19 protein-coding genes are annotated in these 21,839 nt (G+C 35.0%); 9 read left to right on the forward strand and 10 right to left on the reverse strand.

Annotation, left to right across the window (positions count from 1 at the left end; translation table 11 throughout):
• The first annotated feature begins 220 nt into the window (after nucleotides 1-220).
• Nucleotides 221-1,570, forward strand: a complete 1,350-nt coding sequence (locus MHHB_RS04790) for an NAD(P)/FAD-dependent oxidoreductase (protein WP_131007538.1) — start codon at nucleotides 221-223, stop codon at nucleotides 1,568-1,570.
• Between the two features lie 323 nt (nucleotides 1,571-1,893).
• On the opposite strand, the gene MHHB_RS04795 is transcribed toward MHHB_RS04790, so the two are convergent.
• Nucleotides 1,894-3,045, reverse strand: coding sequence for an ABC transporter ATP-binding protein (locus tag MHHB_RS04795; protein ID WP_131007539.1), 1,152 nt, complete (start codon nucleotides 3,043-3,045; stop codon nucleotides 1,894-1,896).
• Nucleotides 3,046-3,192: 147 nt separating this feature from the next.
• On the opposite strand from MHHB_RS04795, the gene MHHB_RS04800 reads away from it, so the two are divergent.
• A complete protein-coding gene (locus tag MHHB_RS04800; protein WP_131007540.1) occupies nucleotides 3,193-4,530 on the forward strand; it encodes a phosphomannomutase/phosphoglucomutase in 1,338 nt (445 codons plus the stop codon).
• Between the two features lie 73 nt (nucleotides 4,531-4,603).
• Here the strand turns inward: MHHB_RS04800 and pheA are convergent, their stop codons facing one another.
• Nucleotides 4,604-5,431, reverse strand: a complete 828-nt coding sequence (gene pheA / locus MHHB_RS04805; RefSeq protein WP_131007541.1) for a prephenate dehydratase — start codon at nucleotides 5,429-5,431, stop codon at nucleotides 4,604-4,606.
• 283 nt (nucleotides 5,432-5,714) lie between these two features.
• Here pheA and MHHB_RS04810 point away from each other — a divergent pair, with 283 nt between their 5' ends.
• A complete protein-coding gene (locus MHHB_RS04810; protein WP_229701927.1) occupies nucleotides 5,715-6,041 on the forward strand; it encodes a hypothetical protein in 327 nt (108 codons plus the stop codon).
• Here the strand turns inward: MHHB_RS04810 and MHHB_RS04815 are convergent.
• Nucleotides 6,038-6,709 carry a diphthine--ammonia ligase gene (locus MHHB_RS04815; protein WP_131007542.1) on the reverse strand — a complete coding sequence of 224 codons (672 nt, stop codon included), beginning with the start codon at nucleotides 6,707-6,709 and terminating at the stop codon, nucleotides 6,038-6,040. The genes MHHB_RS04810 and MHHB_RS04815 overlap by 4 nt on opposite strands.
• A 100-nt stretch (nucleotides 6,710-6,809) precedes the next feature.
• Here MHHB_RS04815 and MHHB_RS04820 point away from each other — a divergent pair, with 100 nt between their 5' ends.
• From MHHB_RS04820 to MHHB_RS04830, 3 genes are all read left to right on the forward strand, one after another.
• On the forward strand, nucleotides 6,810-7,181 hold the full coding sequence (locus MHHB_RS04820; RefSeq protein WP_131007543.1) for a CBS domain-containing protein: 372 nt from the start codon (nucleotides 6,810-6,812) through the stop codon (nucleotides 7,179-7,181).
• A 91-nt stretch (nucleotides 7,182-7,272) separates the two neighbouring features.
• Nucleotides 7,273-8,787, forward strand: coding sequence for an NAD(P)H-hydrate dehydratase (locus MHHB_RS04825; RefSeq protein WP_131007544.1), 1,515 nt, complete (start codon nucleotides 7,273-7,275; stop codon nucleotides 8,785-8,787).
• A 10-nt stretch (nucleotides 8,788-8,797) separates the two neighbouring features.
• Entirely contained in the window at nucleotides 8,798-9,676 is an 879-nt protein-coding gene (locus MHHB_RS04830) for a PHP-associated domain-containing protein (RefSeq protein WP_131007545.1), read from the forward strand.
• 453 nt (nucleotides 9,677-10,129) lie between these two features.
• Here MHHB_RS04830 and dapF read toward each other — a convergent pair whose 3' ends face one another.
• The 4 genes from dapF to MHHB_RS04850 form a co-directional block, all read right to left on the reverse strand.
• Nucleotides 10,130-11,014 carry a diaminopimelate epimerase gene (gene dapF / locus MHHB_RS04835; protein ID WP_131007752.1) on the reverse strand — a complete coding sequence of 295 codons (885 nt, stop codon included), beginning with the start codon at nucleotides 11,012-11,014 and terminating at the stop codon, nucleotides 10,130-10,132.
• Between the two features lie 266 nt (nucleotides 11,015-11,280).
• Nucleotides 11,281-12,639 (reverse strand): signal recognition particle protein Srp54, encoded by a 1,359-nt coding sequence (locus MHHB_RS04840; protein WP_131007546.1) that lies wholly within the window; start codon nucleotides 12,637-12,639, stop codon nucleotides 11,281-11,283.
• Nucleotides 12,640-12,933: 294 nt separating this feature from the next.
• On the reverse strand, nucleotides 12,934-13,500 hold the full coding sequence (locus MHHB_RS04845) for a UbiX family flavin prenyltransferase (protein ID WP_131007547.1): 567 nt from the start codon (nucleotides 13,498-13,500) through the stop codon (nucleotides 12,934-12,936).
• A gap of 55 nt (nucleotides 13,501-13,555) precedes the next feature.
• Nucleotides 13,556-14,443 carry a selenium metabolism-associated LysR family transcriptional regulator gene (locus MHHB_RS04850; RefSeq protein ID WP_131007548.1) on the reverse strand — a complete coding sequence of 296 codons (888 nt, stop codon included), beginning with the start codon at nucleotides 14,441-14,443 and terminating at the stop codon, nucleotides 13,556-13,558.
• 187 nt (nucleotides 14,444-14,630) lie between these two features.
• On the opposite strand from MHHB_RS04850, the gene MHHB_RS04855 reads away from it, so the two are divergent.
• Nucleotides 14,631-14,975 carry a DUF2304 domain-containing protein gene (locus MHHB_RS04855; protein ID WP_131007549.1) on the forward strand — a complete coding sequence of 115 codons (345 nt, stop codon included), beginning with the start codon at nucleotides 14,631-14,633 and terminating at the stop codon, nucleotides 14,973-14,975.
• A gap of 14 nt (nucleotides 14,976-14,989) precedes the next feature.
• Here the strand turns inward: MHHB_RS04855 and MHHB_RS04860 are convergent, their stop codons facing one another.
• Complete coding sequence (locus MHHB_RS04860) at nucleotides 14,990-15,580, reverse strand: SagB/ThcOx family dehydrogenase (RefSeq protein ID WP_131007550.1); 591 nt, start codon at nucleotides 15,578-15,580, stop codon at nucleotides 14,990-14,992.
• Between the two features lie 555 nt (nucleotides 15,581-16,135).
• Nucleotides 16,136-18,382 (reverse strand): DEAD/DEAH box helicase, encoded by a 2,247-nt coding sequence (locus MHHB_RS04865; RefSeq protein ID WP_131007551.1) that lies wholly within the window; start codon nucleotides 18,380-18,382, stop codon nucleotides 16,136-16,138.
• A 606-nt stretch (nucleotides 18,383-18,988) separates the two neighbouring features.
• Here MHHB_RS04865 and MHHB_RS04870 point away from each other — a divergent pair.
• Both MHHB_RS04870 and MHHB_RS04875 read left to right on the forward strand, forming a co-directional pair.
• A complete protein-coding gene (locus tag MHHB_RS04870; RefSeq protein ID WP_131007552.1) occupies nucleotides 18,989-20,116 on the forward strand; it encodes a tRNA (guanine(10)-N(2))-dimethyltransferase in 1,128 nt (375 codons plus the stop codon).
• A 149-nt stretch (nucleotides 20,117-20,265) separates the two neighbouring features.
• The gene (locus MHHB_RS04875) at nucleotides 20,266-21,141 is read left to right on the forward strand and encodes a coenzyme F420-0:L-glutamate ligase (RefSeq protein WP_131007753.1); all 876 of its coding nucleotides are present in this window, start codon (nucleotides 20,266-20,268) and stop codon (nucleotides 21,139-21,141) included.
• 393 nt (nucleotides 21,142-21,534) lie between these two features.
• Here MHHB_RS04875 and hisE read toward each other — a convergent pair whose 3' ends face one another.
• Nucleotides 21,535-21,837, reverse strand: a complete 303-nt coding sequence (hisE, locus tag MHHB_RS04880; protein ID WP_131007553.1) for a phosphoribosyl-ATP diphosphatase — start codon at nucleotides 21,835-21,837, stop codon at nucleotides 21,535-21,537.
• Nucleotides 21,838-21,839: the final 2 nt, after the last annotated feature.

Genomic DNA, 21,839 nt, shown 5'->3' on the forward strand with positions numbered 1-21,839 from the left:
TTTATATTAATAAATTTATTTTTATTATTATTCTTTTAATCACTACTTTAATAAGGAAGTTAGAAAATATTAAAAACCTGAAGAAGACCACCGATTACTATAAAAACTATCAGGTATTAAGGATGTTAGTTACCAAGAGCATGTTTAAGAACTTCAAAAAAATAGGACATCTCCCCCAGTTCTAGAAATATAAAAAGTATAATAAAAAATTAGTGAAACTATGAGGACTGTGATTATAGGAAGTGGAGCAGGAGGATTAACTACTGCATCCACTATAAGGAAATACAACAGAGATATGGAGATAGTAGTAATCACAAAGGAGAAATATGTAGCCTACTCGCCCTGCGCCATACCCTACGTTATAGCCGGTGAGATACCTTCATTCCAGGATATAATTATGCATACACCTGAAGACTACAGGAAAAATAAAAACATAGAGGTAATTACAGAATCTACTGTTGTAGATATAGACTCTGAAAACAAAAATGTGATCTACTACGATATAGATGGAAATAAAAATACTCTAAAATACGACTATCTCGTTATTGCAACAGGGGGAGAAACCTTTATTCCCCCCATTGAGGGAAGAGATTTAGAGAGTATTTTTAAGGTAAAAACCATAGAAGATGGGATGAAGATAAAGAATTACGCTGAAAAATCCGGAAGTGCCGTAGTTATAGGTGCCGGTGCCATAGGTCTTGAAACGGCCTATGCACTAAGAAAATTGGATCTCAAGATTACCATTGTGGAAATGGCCCCCCAGGTACTACCAAGAGGTTTAGATATAGACATGGCAGAGATCGTTCTGAAGTATCTTCAGGATCTAGGTATAGAAGTTATCCTGGGAAAACCTGTCAGTAAAATACTTGGAGATGAGAACAACAGGGTAAAGGGGGTTATAGTAGGGAATAAACCATACAGTTGTGATATGGTGGTGATGGCTACAGGAACTAGGCCAAATATAGAGTTGGCCAAGAAAGCCGGATGTAAAATAGGAAGACTTGCCATAAAGGTAAATAGTAGGATGGAAACCTCTATTCCAAACATCTACGCAGTAGGGGACTGTGTGGAAACTGTAGATTTTATAACAAAACAGCCAATACTTTCACCCTTTGGATCAACTGCAGTGAGACAGGGTAAAGTTGCAGGAAAAAATATTGCAGGTATTCCAACAGAGTTTAAACCAGTCTTAAATGCCATGGTATCCAAGATAGGAGAGATGGAGATAGGAAGTACAGGTATAAGCGAACTTAGGGCTCATCAGGATAGATTGGAAGTAGTAGTAGGTAAGGCAAAGGCTCTCACAAGGGCCAGATACTACCCCGGAGGAAAACCTATATATGTAAAGTTGATCTTCGACATGAATAGAACCCTCATAGGTGCTCAGATAGTTGGGGGAGAAAGAGTATCTGAAAGAATAGATGCCATGTCCCTGGGAATATTGAAAGGTGTCACCTGCGAGGAGTTAGTCAATATGGAGTTCTCTTACGCCCCTCCAGTATCAATGGTTGTAGATCCAATAGCCCTTGCAGCAGAAGATGCATGGGACAAGTTTCAGAAATTAGAATAAATTTAGTTTCTTTAATTATTAAAAAATTCAGTTCTCATTAAAAAACGATAAAAATGATTATTACAAAAAAATAATAATAAGTAAAAAATAATTAAAAAATAAAAAAATAAAATACTCGAAATATAAATATACCTCCCTTTTCCTGGACGTTAGATAAAAAGAAGATTCTCCTAAATTATAGGTATTATTTTTCCCTTAGGAGGATTTTATTATAAATTTTTTCGTTAATATTCACTATTTTTTTAAAACCACTGCTTTAATGGGAACGAGGATTTATCTAGGATTATCACTTAATATAAACCATTATTTATTTTACCTTACATCTAATTGGAATAATTGTGGTACTCATTTAACCTCTCCTTCAACTTCTCCACATTTCCATCGTACTTTACAACATACTTACCAAGTTTTATGCTCTCTTCCACAAGTTCTTTATTTAACTTATTCATCTCCCCGATGGGAAAATCTGTATATATAACAACATCGGAGGATCTGATCTCTTCTAAAGCCCTTTCATAACTCTTCTGGGATATAGGATTATAAGGCTCTTCTTCTACTATCTTCAACTCCATTGTTTCAGCAACTGTATAATCTATATCATTTTTATGGAGCACTCCAACTGTTACACTGTATTCATTTTTAACTAGGAATCTCATCACATTGACACCTGTACCTCCTCCACATATGAGAAATACCTTACAGTCCCTCTTTCCACAAGACTTCAACTCGAAGTATCCCAACACCTCACTGTAGTTTGCACTCTCCAAATCGTAGAGGTTATTTACCACTTCTCTCTTCATAACATCTTCTGGGTGTCCATAGGCTATAATCCTTCCATTTTTGATAAGGGCTATCTTATCTGCTACCCTAAGGGCTAACTCTATATCATGTAGTGTAACTACTATTGCCAAGTTGTTCTCAGTCGCAAGTTTTCTAAGTAATATAGTTAACTCTATCTTATGTTTTGCGTCTAGAAAACTTGTAGGTTCGTCTAATATAAGTACCCTAGGTTCCTGGGCGAGGGCTCTCGCTATCATTATCTTCTGCCTCTCTCCATCACTCATCTCAAAGAAGTTCTTACTTAACAGATGTGTTGCATTTACAGATGCTGCTGCATACTCTATTATCTCCTTATCCCTTTTACTTAATCTCCCAAATATATCTGTATAGGGATGCCTACCTATGGCGACGATGTCGTACCCTGTTAGATTACCCGGATTAACCCGCTCAGTTAGTACTACAGACATCTCCCTTGCAATTTCCCTGGGAGATAACCTGTGAATATTTCTACCGTTTAAATAAACAATTCCCCTCTTAGGTTTTAAATACGTAGCTATGGTCTTTAGAAGCGTAGATTTTCCAGCTCCGTTAGGACCTATTATACATAGTATCTCCCTATTTTTTATCTCTAAGTTTATACCTTCTACTACAACGTAGTTGTCATACCCAACAGAGAGATTTTCAGTTTTTAGCATTTTTATCCCTGTTATTTGTTGTACATGTACATAAATAAAAATAATGTATTGATAAATAAAAAATAATTATTATAAACTAATTAAAAATAATAATAAACATACAAATAAAAACTAGAATCTTATATTTCTAAACACTTAGGTGATACCTTGGTATTTAAAGCCTACGATATAAGAGGTGTATTTAGAGAACAGTTGGATGAGAACTTTGCATACTCCTTAGGTAAGGTCCTAGGAGAGAGATACAATAACATACTCGTTGCTAAGGATGTAAGAATAGGTTCAGATGGACTCCTGAAACCATTTATATACGGTATAATGGAATCTGGAGGTAAGGTATCCTACGGAGGTACCATATCCACACCTCTTATGTACTTCGGTACTAAGAATAGATACGATTTAGGAGTAATTATAACTGCCTCCCACAACCCCCCAGAGTACACAGGTTTTAAAATGTGTGATAGAAATGCCATCCCTATATCTCCAGTAGAGGAGGTAAAACCAATATTCAAAAGGGATAAATTGGAGAACTCCCAGAGGAAAGAAGTTGAGGAGATAAATTTAGAAGAGTTAAAAGTTGATATCTCATCAGAATATAAGAGGTTCTTTTTAAAGAGGTGTAGATCTTACGATATAAAGGTGGCAGTTGACTTTGCAAACGGTAGTACATCAATTGTAGAGAGGGAGATACTGGAGAGATTATTAAAGGATCATGTATTTATAAACGACTATCCAGATGGGACCTTCCCAGCACATCAACCAGACACATTGAAAATCTCATGTTTAAGGGATATAATAAGAACAGTAAGGGAGAACGGCTGTGATACTGGAATAATCTTCGATGGAGATGGAGACAGAATAGGTATAGTTGATGAGAGAGGAGATGTCCTCCAGGGAGATATGATAACTGCTATAATAGCCCGAGAGATCCTGGAGGAGAAGGATGGTAAGGATATAAAGATAATATACGATTTAAGGTGTAGTAAGATTGTTCCCGAAGTAATAGAGAAGTATGGAGGAATACCTGTAAAGAGTAAGGTGGGACACTACTTTATAAAGAAACTTATGCAGGAAATAGATGGGGAGTTTGCAGGGGAACTTTCAAATCACTTCTACTTTAAGGAGATTGGATACTTCGAAGGACCATTAATCGCCCTAAACTATATCCTATTCACTATGGAAGAAGGGAAAGAGCCTCTCTCGAGGATATGGAGAAAATACAAGAAGTATTATCACAGTGGTGAGATAAACTTCAAGGTAAAGGATCAGAGGAAGATATTAGAAAAACTGAAGGAGATATATAAGGACTGTAAAATAGAGGAGTTAGATGGACTCTCTGTATACTGTAAAGGGTGGTGGTTCAACATAAGGCCTTCCAACACTGAACCTCTATTAAGGTTGAACTTGGAAGGGGATACCGAAGATATTATGAGGGAGAAGGTAGAAGAGATTAAAGAGATTGTGAATAAGTTAGATAGGGGTTTATAGTTAAAATTTTTTAATTTTAATTTTCATTTCTTCACGGTATCTAACTATAACACCCTTCCATTAAAAGAATCGATTAATTCCTACTAAAAACCCTATAACTTCCTAAATGTTTTATATACGCTACGTGCCCCTTCAACGCCTCTATAAGATCCTCCTCATTTTCAGGAGTTATGTAATCAATATAGAATATATAGTTACCTAACTCCTCCTTTGAGGGCCTCGACTCTATCCTTGTTAAATTGACGTTGAAATCGTTGAATATCTTTAGTATCTCGTAGAGAGCACCTGGTCTATCCTCAATCAGTTTTACTATAACTGTGGATTTTTTTATACCATCCTCCTTTAATTCCAACTTTAGCCCCTTTCTTCCAATAAGTATAAACCTTGTGGTGTTGTTCCTGTAGTCCTGTATTCCCTCTTCAAGGACCTTTAAGTTGTAGAGTTTAGCAGCCTCCTTGGAGGCAATTGCTCCGACTTCTTCACGCCCTATGGATTTTACCAACTTAACCGCCTCGGCGGTACTAGACACTGGTACAGTTACCCACTCATGTTTTTTTATATAATTTCTACACTGGGCAAGTGCCTGAGGATGGGAGTATATTTTTTTTATCTTCTCCTTGTTGTATCCCACTAGACAGTGATTTATATTTATATCCAACTCTCCATATATTCTGATCTTATCGTAGAACTCTAAGAGGAGATCTTGGGTAAGAGATACAGATCCCTCGATGGAGTTTTCAGAGGGCACTACACCGTAGGAATTATTTTTGCTGTTTTCCAACTGTTGAAAGACATCGTATATAGAATTACAACATACTATGGTATTTTCTCCCAGGATCTTGGAGAATAACTTGGCAGCTATTTCAGAGTAACTACCTTTAGGCCCTAAGCAGTATATCATAATTTCTTCACCGTAAATTGTAATAATAATTTGAAAGAAATAATAATAAAAATTGATATTAATATGGTTATGGATAAAAAACAGTTAATATTAAATAAATAACAACTATTAGGATTTAATAAAAAATAACTTATTATAAAAATCAGAAAAATAAAAACTCTATATTGATTATTATTTTATATTATTTTTTTGTTATAGTTTTTTATATTAAAAATTTTATAATATTATCAATACTATCACTTTTGATGAACAGAGGTTATTAAAAGAATAAATGAGGTTTATTATGCATACTGAAAGTAAAAAAGAGTTGAAAATACTATGCCCTATATGTGGAGGGGAGGAATGTATAAACAAATCTACTGTAAATCTGTATTTAAGTAGTGTAGAATCTTTTTTTAAGTATAAAAAGGAGAACAGTGATAAATCTTTTAAAAGATATCCGACAGTTGGTGATATCGGAGAATGTATGAAAACCTCCAAGAGGATATGGCTATGTCCTTACTGTAAAAAACCTTTTGAGGCAAATTACAGATCCAAGGAGCTTACCATTAAATGTCCCAACTGCAACAGTATTCTCAGTATCCCAGCAACCCATAGAACATTATTTTAGTATTTATCGACCAGTTTGGCATCTTTGACTATATAGACACCTGTCTTTCCATCCCAGAAGATCTCGTAATCTACTACAACAATTTTCTTTTTAAAAAAAGGTGCATCAAAAACAAAGGTTTCTGCTTCCCCACCTTCAAAAGCTTTGTTTATTCCATACCTTTCCATAATCTCGATTAACTCCTCGACATTACTCTCGTCTATAGTCTTTCCAAGATATTCCCTACCTAATCCGTATGCAGATATACTTACAATCTTAAACTCGAAGAACTTTGCAGCATTCCTAAGTATCAACTCTTGGTCTTTATGCCATAGTGGAGCAAAAGATCTTATGTTTAACTCTTCACATATATGATCTATCCTCTTCCTCTGATACTCACTTGCAATCGCCCCACTAACTATCCCATCAATATCCAACTTTTCTAGGGCCTTCTTTAGATCTAACACCTCTTTTTCCTTCTCCCCCTTAGTAAAAACTCTTACAAGGGGAATACCTGTACTTTGGGAGACTAACTCTGTCAATTCCACGTTTGGAACATGAAACATATAACTTTCTTTGTTCTTAGATACTACATTAACTAAGTACTTAACTTCCCAACCTTGATGCAGTGCCCACCATAGGGCATATGTAGAATCCTTTCCTCCAGAATAGAGTGCAGCCACCTTCAAAGTTTTCACCTTAATAGGAGATATTATTATATTATATTTAATGTATATTTATATTACTTATTATAACAATATTTACTAACAAAAAGAGTCGAGGGTAAAAATGCCTAAGGTTAAGGATGTAATGAACAGGGATTTTGTAACACTGTCTCCAGAGATGGTAGGAAGAGAAGCTATTGATTTGATGTATAGGAAGAACAAAACATACGCCCCTGTAGTTGAGGAGGGAAAACTTGAGGGATGGGTAAGGACGTTAGATCTAATGGTAGGGTGTAAGCATTCAAAGGTAGAGGACCTCATGCTCTATATCGATGAAATAAGAGTGCTAGAAGAGGATGAAAAAATCTCTGGGAACTTAATAGATGAAATGATAGAAAAAGAGGTTGTAGGTTATCCTGTAGTTAATAAGAATAGAGAAGTAGTAGGTACCCTCTCGGTTTTCGATCTTTTGAAGTATTTCCGATCTTTTAAGTAATTATACATTGAGAGAAGATCTTACCATCATCTCCCTTATTTACCTAATTTCTATCAAAATAAATCTTCAAAAAATATAAAAAATGATCCCTATGAGTAATTTAGAGATATTTCACAAACTCCTAAAGAATTATTACAGTAAGAAGAGTAAGGATTGTATCACTTCAGGAGAGATGAGTATAATAGATAACAACTGTGAATACTTAGGTGTCCCTAAGATACTCTTAATGGAAAATGCTGGAAAATCTGTTGCAGAGGAGGTTTCAAGATATCTAAAAGAGAATTGTAAAAATAGGATCTACGTATTCTGTGGCTTAGGAAATAACGGGGGAGATGGATTTGTTGCAGTTCGTCATCTAACAGATTACTGTAGTTTTGAAGATACTTTAACAGTTGTGCTTCTTGGAAAGGAAGAGTTTATAAAAACCTATGAGGCGGGGGAGAACTTCAAAATACTGAAGAATATTTCCCAGTTAGATTTTAGACTTACTATTAAGGAGGCGCCATATGTAGAGGGTGTATTGGAAGTAATAGATGAAATTGAGAATAATAGAGAAGATAATGTAATCATTATAGATGCCCTCCTTGGAACTGGTATTAGAGGAGACCTTAGGGAGCCATTCAAAACCTTAGTAGATAATCTAAATAGGTTGAGATATAAAGAAAATATTAAAATAATATCTGTAGATGTTGAAACTAAGGGGTTGAGGGGGAATCTAGTAGTAACCTTCCACAGGAACAAAATGGAGAACGATATTAGTAAAACAGTTGTTAAAAAGATCGGTATTCCTACAATTGCCCATTATATTGTTGGTTGGGGAGATATGTACGCCCTCTCTAAGAGAGATCCAAACTCCCATAAAGGTGAGAACGGGAAGGTCTTAATAGTAGGGGGCTCTAAAAGATACTTTGGTGCACCAATACTCTCAGCCCTGGCATCCTCAAAGATCGTAGATTTAACAACTGTAGTCTCAGTTAAACATACCATAGAAGCACTGAGGGACTACCCACATCTTATAAGTTATGAAGTCGAGGGAGATTACCTAAGTAGGGATTGTGTAGATGAAGTTATGAAACTTTCCAAGGATTACCACGTAGTTATCCTGGGGAGTGGTTTAGGGATAAATGAAGATACTAAGGAGTTTGTAAATGAGTATCTAAATGAGATCGGAGATAAGAAGGTAGTTATAGACGCTGATGCCATAAAAGTTATAGATTACAGGGATTTTGAATTTAAGGAGAACTTTATATTTACCCCTCATAGAAGGGAATTTGAGTATATGGGAATAAATATTGAAGATCCCACTTCATTAGAGGATGTAAAATCTACTATACTCCTAAAGGGTAGATACGACATAATCTTTAACAACGAGAGGATAAAGATAAACAAAACTGGTAACGTAGGGATGACTGTAGGAGGTACTGGGGATGTACTCTGTGGTATAGTAGGTGCCTTCTTCTCTAAGAACGATGGATTTATCTCTGCATGTTGTGGAGCTTATATAAATGGATATGCAGGGGATATGCTACTGAGTGAAAAGGGATACTACTATACACCTATGGATCTCATAGAGTGTATTCCCAAAGTACTAAGTATGTTTAGATAGAGGGGATATTATGGAGAGAGAGTTCTCAAAGGGAGATCTACACATTCATACAAAGTATTCAGGCATAACAAAGTTTATGGGGTTGAAGTTTCCAGACTCTGTAGAGGAACCGAGGAATGTTATGAAGTACGCCAGGAAAAAGAATCTCAGTGTTATAGCAGTTACAGATCACAACACAATAAGAGGTGGGTTGGAGACTCAAAAACTTGAGAAGGAGTTTGGGGTGGAGGTTGTTGTTGGAAGTGAGATAATGACGAAGGATGGGGAAGTTATAGGGTTGTACTTGAATGAAGAGATTCCCAAGGGACTCTCTGCAGAAGAGACTATAGAGTTGATCCATGAACAGGGAGGTTTGGCAATAGCATCCCATCCTTACAGTCCTATCTGTCATGCCCTGGGAGATAAGATATTCCAGCTGGATCTAGACGGCGTAGAGGTATTTAACGCCTATCACAGGGACGGTATAATTAACAACATAGCCCTTGAGAAGGTTATGAAAAACTACCATAAGAAACCTGTAGCCTTTATAGGAAGTAGTGACGCCCATCTAGCAAAGATGGTAGGTAACGGACTCACATACTTTGAGGGTACTTCTAAGGATGATCTCTATAAAGCAATTATAAATAGAAAAACTACCTACGGAGGTGACCCCACGCCTCTTTGGGATATAATACTCTGGAGTTACAAGGTTGTCTATGAATCTGAGAAAAAAGTTATTAAATCCATATTCTTTAAGGAGGAGTTGAATATACCATTTTACAAGAAAATCATTGCAATGTTCAGTGGATTGTTGTATATCGGTACTCCTCTACCTTTTATCTCAGGGATTCTTGGTAATTACTATCTTAAGAGGAAGGCAAAGAGTAAGTTAAAGGAAGCATATATCTAAAAAATAATAATAAAAATTAAAAAAATAAAAAGAGAAAGAACAAAAACTAACAGAAATCTCTTCACTTTTCTAATCCTTTGTATAAGCCAGAGAATAACGGTAAATTTTACATTTTATTAGTATTAACTCTTTATTGGGTATTAACTTATTAATTTTTTATTATTATTTTTATTTTTTATCGAAATTCCCACGGATTATTGTTTTATCTTAGGGAATAATGTCATAAACCTTGTATTAAAAATAAAATTAAAAAATATCAAAAAAGTAGGTTTCTCCAGTACTCGATGCATCTCAGTAAGTAAAGAGAGTATTTTTGCTTTTTTATTTTTATGAATTTTTATTTTTTTATTTTTAATTATTCTTTTTGTAGTTTATCTTTATTGAAGGTTTTGTTTAAAGCTAAAAACAGATGGAAATTTTTTAATTTTCTTCTCTCTTTTGAGAATTTTAATATTAAAGAGCATCCCTCAATATTCCATCGTACACTAATGTTGCACCTCCTTTTAAATAAACCTCATTCTCCCCAATCTCTACTTCCAAGTCTCCTCCGTCTAAATGTACTAGTACCTTATTCCCAGTTTTTCCCAACTTATGGGCTAGGATAGCTGAACCTGTTGCACCAGTTCCACAGGCTCTAGTATATCCTACTCCTCTCTCCCAAGTTACCATCCTTATTTCATTTCTTCCTAAGGTTTCTACAAAATGGACATTTATCCTCTCTGGGAATACCCTATGATTCTCTATCTCCCTTCCCAATATCTCCAAATTTTTCCTTACAAAATCCATATTTATATCGTTATCTTCAAGGAATACGACAGCATGAGGATTACCAACATTCACAACACTTACTCTAACTCTATCTAAGATTCCACTATTTAGATATAAATACTCGTTCAAAAATATATCATTCTCATCTTTTCCCTCTACCTCCATGGGTATATCTCTTAGTTGAAACTTAGGAGTGCCCATATGTACCCTGATGAATCTTACAGTATTTCTCTCTATCTCCATCTCGCATATTCTCAATCCTCCCAAGGTTTCCACATACAATGGGTTCTTTTTTAACACCTTTTCATAGACATACTTGGAGAAACATCTTATTCCATTTCCACACATCTCAGCCTCTGATCCATCACTGTTGAATATTCTGAATTTCACGTCACAGTTTTCATCCTCAGGTCTCTGTATAAATATTACGCCATCTGCACCTACGGAAAAACCCCTTCTACATATTCTCTTGGAAAACTCTCTCTTGTATTCCTCCTCTACTTTTATACCATGATACTCGTTTATTACTATGTAGTCGTTTCCTAAGCTGTGCATCTTTGTAAATTCAATATCTTTTACCATACCCATCACCTAAATCTTTTATACTTTATAGTTCATCAAAATACTAAAGGATATAATATTAATATTGTATTATTATAAAAATAAAAGTAGTTTAAAATCAGAAAAATAAAAATTTCTTATTAAATAGAAAAAGAGTTAACCTCAGTTTATCCTCTACTAGATACCGGAGAAATAAGATAGGATCCTATTTAACCCTTACTTTGTAGAGGTGTTAAACCCCAACACTTGAGTAGATAGACAACAATTAATTTTTACTACTGGCCATCCCTATACATCAACTGCCTCATAATCTTTCCAATAGGACCTCCCATCTTCAGCATCTTACCTCTCTTTAGATTCTGGAATGCTCTCTTAGTAGTAGCGTAGTATCTTAGAAGTTCCTTTACATCCTCCTCTCTAACTCCAGCACCTCTTGCTATTCTTCTTATCCTTGAAGATTTAATAATCTCTGGGTTCTCTTTTTCCTCCCTTGTCATGGAATCCATTATAACTCTATACTTCTTTAACTTTTGCTCCGTCAGATGTATGGCTTCCTTAGGTATAACACCTCCAAAACCTGGTATCATACTTATTATCTGTTTCATGGGCCCCATCTTAGATATAGCCTCTAGTTGGGAGTATAACTCTTTTAGTGTAAATTTTCCCCTCATTATAGCATCTAAACTCTCCTCCGTCTCATCATCTATTATATTCTCAGTCTTTTTCAGCAGAGTGTCTAGATCTCCCATACCTAAGAGTCTTGAAACGAACTTCTTTGGATCGAAGGGCTCTAAGTCATCTATCCCCTCCCCAGTCCCTATGAACTTTATAGGAGCTTTTATCTCAGCTACGGCACTTAGGGCACCCCCTCCCTTTGCAGATCCATCTAACTTAGTAACTATTATACTCCCAATATCCCCAACAGCTTCCTTAAATGCCTTTGCCTGGTTCTTAGCCTGTTGTCCTAAAGTACCGTCTATTACAAGTATAATTTCATCAGGATTTACCACTTCCTTTATCTTCTTCATCTCCTCTAACAGCTCCTTCTCCTCCTTATGTCTTCCTGCAGTATCCACTATCACCACATCCATCTTTTTCAAACGATTCAACCCTTCTTTTACTATCTCCACAGGTGTCATCTTTCCAGATTCATCTCCATACACAGGTACATGTATCTTCTCTGCAAGCTGTTTCAACTGTTGATACGCAGCAGGCCTGTAAGTATCTGCCCCTATTAAGCCTGGCTTCAATCCCATCTTCTGTATATACCTAGCAAGTTTTGCAGCACTGGTGGTTTTACCACTACCTTGGATACCAACTAAGAGTATAACGTTCCTTTTTTTAGGATCGATGTTTAACTTCTGTCCTTCTTTACCAAGTAACTTTATCAACTCCTCATATACTATCTTTATAATATGTTCCTTTTTTGACAATCCCTTAGGCACTTCCTCGTATATAGCCCTCCTCTCAATCTCCTTACTCATCTTAAGTACCAACCTAACATTCACATCTGCCTGTATCAAAGCTCTTTGTATGTCCTTGATCACCTCCTTTATAAGTTTTTTATCCACAAATGTAGCATTTTTTATCTTGTTTAATGCCTTGGTTATACTCTGCCCCAATTTTTCCAACATACTTTCACCTTATTATAATATCTACTTTGTTTATACTTTCTTTTATTTTTATATTAAAAACTACTTTATACCCTACCAAAGTAATTTATGTAATAAACAAAACTTTTTATAAAATAATCATCGAGAATATCAACAAAATAATAAGAAGGATAATAATCTAAATAAAAAAGAATTTTAACAAAACGGAATTTTTTTATTTAGAATATTCCAGATCTTTCTGAGCACATAGATAAAAGAATTTTAAATTTTATCATCTGATGATGAATTTTTTAACCATTACTTATTAAGAGTAGTTTACTCATCCCAAATATCTCCCCATCTTTTAAATAGATTGTTTGGAATATTTAAGTTATCCAGCACCCTTCCAACGACAAAATCTACTATATCTTCCACACTCTTAGGTTTTCCATAGAATGCAGGAATAGGTGGCATAATGACAACTCCTAACTTAGATAGCTTCAGCATGTTCTCAAGGTGTATAGGACTTAACGGCATCTCTCTAGGTATAAGTATTAACTTCCTCCCCTCCTTAATCGCCACATCACATACCCTACATATCAAGTTACCACTGTATCCATTTGCCACTGCAGAAAGCGTCTTCATAGAACATGGCACCACTACCACACTGTGAAACATGTGAGAACCAGAGGCCAAGGGTGAGAAAAAATCACTGTTCTCGTAGTATTCATGGGACAGACTTATTAGATAGTCTAGATCTACATCTAACTCATGTTCTATTATTTTTTTACCAGACTCAGAGACTATTAGAGCTGTCTTTACACTCTTCTCCCTAAGTACCTCCAATAATCTCTTTGCATAACATACTCCACTAGCACCTGTAATACATACCACTACTTTCATACTTCCCCAGTTAGAGAATAGATAGATAGAATTAATTTATTATTTTAAGGTATCCTTAGCCCTCCAAGAACTCCCAGAAAGATCTTACTGCACTGGGGTTCTTAAGTTTCTTACCCTTTACTAAATACAGATACCTGGTAAGATCTAAATCTACTATAGGGACGATTTTCACTAAACCTGCCTCAGCAGCCTTCTTTGCAGGAATCTCAGATATGATACTTACTCCATTTCCTTCAGAGACTGCAGTTATTATGGAAGAATTACTTCCAAGTCTCATCACTACATTAAGATCCATCATGGAGTAACCCTTCTCATTCAGAGCCTTTATTATAACTTCTCTAGTACCAGAACCTTCTTCTCTATCTATGTAGTCTTCCTTCATTATGTCAGAGAGTGTTGCTACACCTTTCTTGGCCAGTCTGTGGTTTGGAGGTACTATCAGTACTAACCTATCTTTTCCTATTATTAGGTGCTCGTAATCTTTATTGTAGAGATAACCAACTGCTATAATGTCGACAGAGCCATTCTCCAATAGTTTAAAACATCTTTTAGAGTCTGTTATCTCTATGTCGAAGTCAACATCCTTATACTCTCTTTTGTAATCCATTATTATACTTGGTAGAATATGCTCTCCTGGAGTTGTACTTGCAGCAATTTTGATAGTTCCTTCTGGGTACTCGTGAAGTGACTTAATACGTTGCCTTGTAGATTCTATAAGTTCCAGTATCTTTTTAGCACTCTCGTAGAGAATTTGGCCTTCAGGAGTTAACTCTACACCTTCTGGAGTCCTGATAAATAATTGGGTATCGAAGTATTTCTCAAGGGTTGAAATGTGATTACTTACAGTACCTTGAGTGATACCAAGTTTTTTTGCAGCCTTGGAGAAACTTTTCGTCTTCGATGTAGTTACAAATGTTTTGAAGTAACTTATCTTAGGATCCATGTTCTCACCTATCAGTTATCTTAATATCCTTTTATATTTTGGTTTTAGGCTAATATAGTTTATTATTAAAGTATGATAGTATTTAAAGTTATAGGAAGTTATTAATATTGTTAATAACTATAAAAATTATAAAAAAGAGATATATTATATAAATTTTATAGTATAGACAGCAGGGTGACGTGATATTATGCAACTTATTCAGATACTTGCCTTAGTTTTTGCAATCTTTGCAATGTTCAAAATAATACTAAAAGCCAAAAATAGTGAGATAAACATAGAACCTGCCATATTCTGGATATTTGTCTGGATGTTGGTTGTACTGATAGCAGTATTCCCACAAACTATGAGTTATCTGGCCACGTTCACTGGTGTAAAAAGAGGAGTAGATAGTATAATATACTTAGCCATTATGACACTATTCTATCTACAGTACAGGTTGTATATAAAGATGGAAAATATCGAGAGAGAAATTACCCTTATTGTAAGAGAGATCGCTATATTGGAGAAAGAAAAAAAAGAAAAGGAAAAATAATAGACATATCTTACCTATTGTATTCCAAGGGGAAATACATAGAGTGCTTTTTCATCTGGCTCACATTCAACAACTTTTTCCACATATTCATCGTAGAACGCACCTACAGCCACTGTACCCACACCTAAAGCTGTGCTCTGAAGGTATATATTTTGTCCAACATGTCCTGCCTCCATATGAACGTATCTTACACCTCGTTCTCCATATATAGAAGTGGTACGCCCATAAACAGCTGTTATCACTAAATTAGCCTTTGCATCTAAAACCCATCTCTGATTTATACATGCCCTGTACAGTTGATAACTGAAATCACCTTCTTTGATCATTTTGAGAGAGTGATTGACAGGTATATAACGGTGAACTCCAGGTTTTAAGTTTTCCACCTCTTTTACAACAACGTATATTTCCAAGGGATATGTTGCACCTGCACTTGGTGCAGATCTAAACTTCTTTCCAGGCTCTGTTATCCCCTGTGCTGCCCATAGAATCTGGGAAAGATCCTCAAGTTTTAAAGGTTTATCCAAGAATTCCTTTACAGACCTCCTTTTAAATATCGCCTCTTCAAGGGACATTTTTCCATAAATTCTTGGTTTTGGTAGATACATTTCTTCTTCACCTCAGTGATCTCTTTCTCCCATGTATTCGTCTATTTTCTCCCTATAAAAGGATAACAAGTAGAAGGAGCACTATGGTGATCACTTATCGTTATCTTCGCTATAATTTATTAAGTTTATTTTCCATCAAAAAATAATAAAAATCTTAATAATGAGAAAATAACCAATAAAGGGGACGTTTCTAAACACTGAGATACAAAGGAGAAACTATACCATAGTTACCGGGGTATATAGTCTTTTATAGTCTTCGAAAATAGAGGTAGGATACATGATAGATAGAGGTTTTTATTTTTAAAAGGTTCTTTTCCATTATCTTTTCTCTTATTATTAATTTTATAATAATTATTAAATTTTAAGATTTAATTTAATAAACTTTTTATACAATTTCCTAAAAATTTTTTAAATATTCCTTCTAGTACTTTGGAGGGATTGTCCATATCTCCTTTTTCTACAATATAGTCTATAAGCTCGTTCTTCTCGATTATGGTATTTTTTCAAGTACCCAATATCATGCTCTTCCCTGAGGTATTCTTCTATAACATTTCACTACTCAGTTATAACATCACTACTCATTAACTCTTGAAGTATCTTCTTAGCAATTTTATCTCCAAGGATACTTCTAACCTTCTGATAGTTATCTACAATATCCTGGATATTTTTTATTCCTGCATTATACAACTTCCTAGCTCTTGTTCTTCCTATATGTTTTATTTTCAGTAGATCTATAAGTTCCTTACTTGCACCGTATTCTATTCTTATTTTCAACCCCTCTAAAGCCTGGGAAATAACTCTATTTTTTATGTTTAAAATTTTATAGAGTTCACCTGTTGCATATACCAACCACTTTGCCTGTTCAACTTTGTATCTTAAAATTCCAGGTTCTATATTGTATTTTTCCAAGAGTTCATCTTCTGGTACTTCATTTATCCAGTCATAAAGAATCATTGCATTTTTAATGTATTTCAAACTCTCTATATCGTCTATATCTATATCTCTTCTTACCGCCTCATAGAAGAAAAAATTTTCCTCACAACTTCTTATCCATGGTAAAGGCAACATCTCTGAGGTCTTTGAGATGAGATAGAGGATATAAAAAGTGGAGTAATCAAGTAGATCCCAATTCCCTAAGTATCCTGTTTTCTCATTCATTCTCAACTTCTTATTTAACTTCTTTAACTCTCCTATTATAACCTTTCCACTGAGAGGGTCTATATATAGTTCAGATATTCTCCTACCAAGTGGAGTTATCTTGTATTTCTCTTTATCTTTATCTCCTCTTATAGATATACCATTTCCGTCCAAGGTTAACATCTTTACCCTATATCTCCCATCTCCATAATCTACCGATATAAATCTACTAAATTCTAAAAACCTTATAATTTCTTCAATATCTTCTAAGATCTTTGAGATGTTTCCATACTGGTGAGCGTATAAGGTACTTCTTATAAAGTTCTCCAAACTTTCTCTGTCTTTCACATCTTCCAGAGCTATCAAACTAAGAATATGGGATCTCAGAATTCTAGGATAGGATAACTTCGAATAGATACTTTCTACCGGTCCAACAAGGTAATCTTTTACATCCTTCACATTCATTCTCTCATTAACGTATATTATGCCTTCACCGTAGGGGTCTAAGTTCGGACGTCCAGCTCTTCCTATACATTGTAGTATCTCCATCTTTGGGATGGGAACCGTCTTCCCCTTCCAGTATCTCTTAAGATCCTTCACTATAGCTCTCCTACAGGGGACGTTAACTCCCATACTTAAGGTTGGAGTACAACAAATAACCTTTATAATCCTTCTTCTGAAGGCACCTTCTACAATCCTCCTATGCTCGTATGTTAAACCTGCATGGTGAAATGCTACACCTCTCCCTACACACTCTGCAAGGGTCTTACAGATTTCCGTCGGTTTATCGAATATACTTAAAATCTCTTCCTTTATACGTTTAAGTTCCTTTAACTCCTCCCGAGATAGATACTTCTTTAGATCCAACTTTCTAGACTCATTAACAGCACTCTTCTTAGAATTGCAGAATATGAGGACAGAGCCTCCATCTAACACACAATCTACCACGAGGTTGAACAACTCACTTCTTCTACTGTTGTTGTAGATCTTCAGTGGGTATTCCTCTACAACCTCTCCATCCTCTCCGATAAATAGGATCTTATCCTTATATCCTACACCTTTCTTCAACTTAACAGGTCTCCAATCATCTACAACTAACTCGGCCTCCAGCCACCTTGCTAACTCCTCTGGGTTCCCTATGGTGGCAGAGAGTCCAACTATCTGGACGTTGTACTTACTCTTCAACTTAGTGATAAGTACCTCTAAGGTACCTCCTCTCTCTACATCCCCTATTAGATGGATCTCGTCAATAACTACAACAGATACATCTTTTATCCACTTTACCTTATGCCTTATAAGAGAATCTAACTTCTCTGCAGTGGTAATTATTATGTTGTAACCCTCCAGGTTTTCCTCCTCGTCGTAATCCCCAATGGAAAGTGCCACCTTTATACCGTATTTTTCATATTTTTTCTTAAACTCCTCGTACTTCTCAGATGCCAATGCCTTCAAGGGGACTATAAACAATCCTTTCTTATTTCTATCCTCTAAGATATGATTTAAAAGGGTTATCTCTCCTATTAGTGTTTTTCCACTGGCTGTAGGTATGGATATTAGAAAGTTTTTCTTTTTATCCAATAAGCCCTTCTCCAAAACCTTCTTCTGAGGAGGTCTAAGTTCTTTGATACCGTTCTCCTCGAGTATTTTTAATATCTTCTGTAGCATAATATTACCTATTTGGGATCAGTTATGTGAGAAATTTAACAACATCCTTACATTTTAGTAGTTATAGTCGTAATGATACTTCTGTGTGACATCTCAATGAGAATTACTTGGTGTTCAGAGAAAATATCTTGTTTTCATTGGAATTTTTATTTTATTATTTTTGATGATTATTCTTTTATATGATTATTTTTTACAATTACTACTTTGATGATAACCTAGGTTTATATCTTCATTCTATCAATCCTGATAAAATAATAGATAAAATTATTATAATTTTCCCATCAAAAATCCCGATAAAAATAGATAATCATCATAAAGATAAAATAAGGAAAATAACAAAAAATAGAAGTTTCCAGATAGTTTAATTATTAATAAGGAGAATTAAAATCCCTTATCATAAATTCAAGGTAATTATTAATCATTAACTTGAATCGCCGTTAATCTATATTAATTGTAGTGTGCTCTATCTTAATCTATCGTAACACATCACTTAGTCTATATACAAATATACCAACATTCTCTTTTAATTATTTCTTTTTATACCTATCAAATATATCTTTTTGATACCACAACTAACTAAATAACAAGAATAATACTGGGGATCCCATGGAAGAGACAGTAGTGGAAGGACATGTAAAGATAAAAGTTCCGAGGGATAGGAGTATATCAAAAAAGGATAAAGTATTTTACAATCCAAGGATGGAGGTCTGCAGGGATATTTCTGTAGCAGTAGTACAGAGTTTTTTGAATAACTACAGGAGAGAGAAGTTCTTAGTATGTGATCCCTTAGGAGGTAGTGGAGTTAGAGGGATAAGATACGCCAAGGAGTTAATAAATCCTTCTGGTACTGTGGAGGTAGTTATCAACGATATCAATCCTTTCGCAGTTGAATTAACTCGAGAAAATGTAAAGATAAATAATTTAGAAAATATAAAGATATTTAACAAAGATGCTAATATTCTCCTTTCAGAGCACTTTAGGACATTTAACTTGATAGATTTAGATCCCTTTGGCTCACCAAATCCATATCTAGACAGTGCTATACGCAGTTGTGTTACAAAAGATGGTATAATCGCTATGACTGCCACAGATACTGCAGTCCTATACGGATCCTACAGAAAGGCATGTATTAGAAACTACGATGCTATCCCATTAACTGGAGATAAAGAGCTGGCAGTTAGGTTATTAATAGGGTATGTAATTAGAGTGGCAGGTAAGTACGATATAGCTCTTAAACCTATCTTCTCCCATTTTACAGATCACTATATAAGGACTTTCTTAATTACAGAGAGAGGAGCTAAGAGGGCAGATGAAGCTATGGAGAAGTTAGGATATATCAAAATAGAGAATGGAGAAAAGATTATCAGGAGTAGGGAGGAAGGTTATGAGAAGGGTTTTGGAGGGTTGTTTTACTTGGGGGAGATAAACAACATAGATACTGTAGAAGGGGCATTGAAGATTGCTCAGGAGAGGGGATATACTGAGAAGAGTGTAAAGATCTTCAGGGAAATATATAGGGAGTGTATGGTAGGTAATGTAATAGGTTGTTACAATCTTCACAGGATATGTAGTGTTATAAAAGAACATGTACCACCTGTTAAGGAGTTGATAGAGATGTTGAAGGAAAGGGGCTTTAAGGCTTCAAGAACCCACTATGATCCAAATGGCATTAAAACGGATGGAAAGATCACAGATGTAATTGAGTGTATTCGGGAGTACAACAGGAAAAGATAAAGTAAAGAATTATGGTATAAAAATAGTGTGTTCCTTTAGATTGATATACAATACTCATTAATGATACCCATAAATTCGTTTAGAGTGGTTTTGAAGATTTATCTATTTTTATATCAGGATTTTTTAATGGGAACGAGGTAACGATGACTATGAACATTAAAATAGTACCTATAAAGACTAGATATCTCAAAAGGGGGGAGGACTACCTGGAAGTAATTATCACGGCTCTAAAGAGAGAGATTAAAAATGGTTTAAAATTGGAAGATGGAGATTTTGTTGTGATCAGTGAGAAATTTGTTGCTATAGGAGAAGATAATCTAATAGACGAAAGGAATGTAAAAGTAGGGATTTTAGCTTACCTCTGTTATCTCTGGTCTAAGTATATATGGGGATATATACTAGGCCCCCTCTTAAAAACGAGGCCAGATAGAATAAAGAATCTCAGGAAAATGCCCAGGGAGGAGACATTAAAACATAAACAGGTTGTTATAGACAATGTAGGGCTTATATATGCTTTGAAACCTGCCTCAGAAGGGGGTGTGGACCTAACCAACGTACCTGGTACCTATGCTACCTTACTTCCAAAGGATCCAGAGAGATCGGCGGAGAGAATATACTCAGTTATAAAGAAGGAGTTGAATGTAGATGTTATAGTTATGATAGTAGATACCGACGCCACCTACAGGTTTTTTAGATGGTATATAACTGCCCTACCTTGTGCTATAAATGGAATAGTTTCTGGAATAGGGGTTTTAGGTTATATTTTAGGTAAGTTGGCAGGTGTATTGAAGATTGGCGGATTATGTGGAGCTACGCCCCTTGCCATAACTGGAAATGAAATATATAAAAAATACTCCTTAGAAGAGATACTCCACATTGCAGATGTTGCAGATAGATGCCGATCAGATCCTACAAAGTCTATACATCAGTACATGGAGAGATACAATACCTTTGAGATCAGTGAGGAGATATTAGAGAAGATAGAACATACTCCCATAGTCGTAGTTAAGGGCTGGAAAAATTGATAAGTTTCTGGGTTTTCTGAGTGTTTGGAATAAGAGAGTGGAACTCTTAGAACTTTCTATAACTTATCGGAAATCTTGAATAAAGTAGATAAAGGCAAGATTTTTGTTAATGCTTCTTCTATTGTTGCATATTTAATGTTATTATTTTTTAAACTATCACTTTAATGAAATTAGGATTATTTATAGAAATCATATATTCTCCAAGTGCTAAGAAGTACTCCAACGAAGTTATCTCTTTTTTAAATTTTAAATAATAATTATTGTTTTTATGAAGATTTTAAATACGAACTAAAGATAAGTGGGTCTTTTTAATAAATTTCTATTGTTAAACATCTAAAAAAAGAAATAAAAAAATAATAACTATATGCTTAATATTGTTTAAAGACTTCATATTTATCTGCCAACATTTTTTCTTCTTTTCTCAAATTCTTCAAGTAATTCCTCATACTCCACTCCAGAGTATGCCAACAGTACAAAAAGATGATAGATTAGATCTGCACACTCGTGTATAATATCTCTCTTTATACCGTCCTTCGCTGCCAGTATAGCCTCTGTAGCCTCCTCTCCTATCTTTTCGCATATCTTATTGATAGCTCTCTTACTATCATCGGTAGTTAAGTAAGTAGTATATGAACCCTCAGGTTTATTTTTTATCCTGTCTTTTATTATCTCAAATACCTCCTTAAGTACATCCATAG

It is taken from the genome of Methanofervidicoccus abyssi (assembly GCF_004310395.1).
Taxonomy (GTDB): Archaea; AGJL01; Methanococci; order Methanococcales; family Methanococcaceae; genus Methanofervidicoccus; species Methanofervidicoccus abyssi.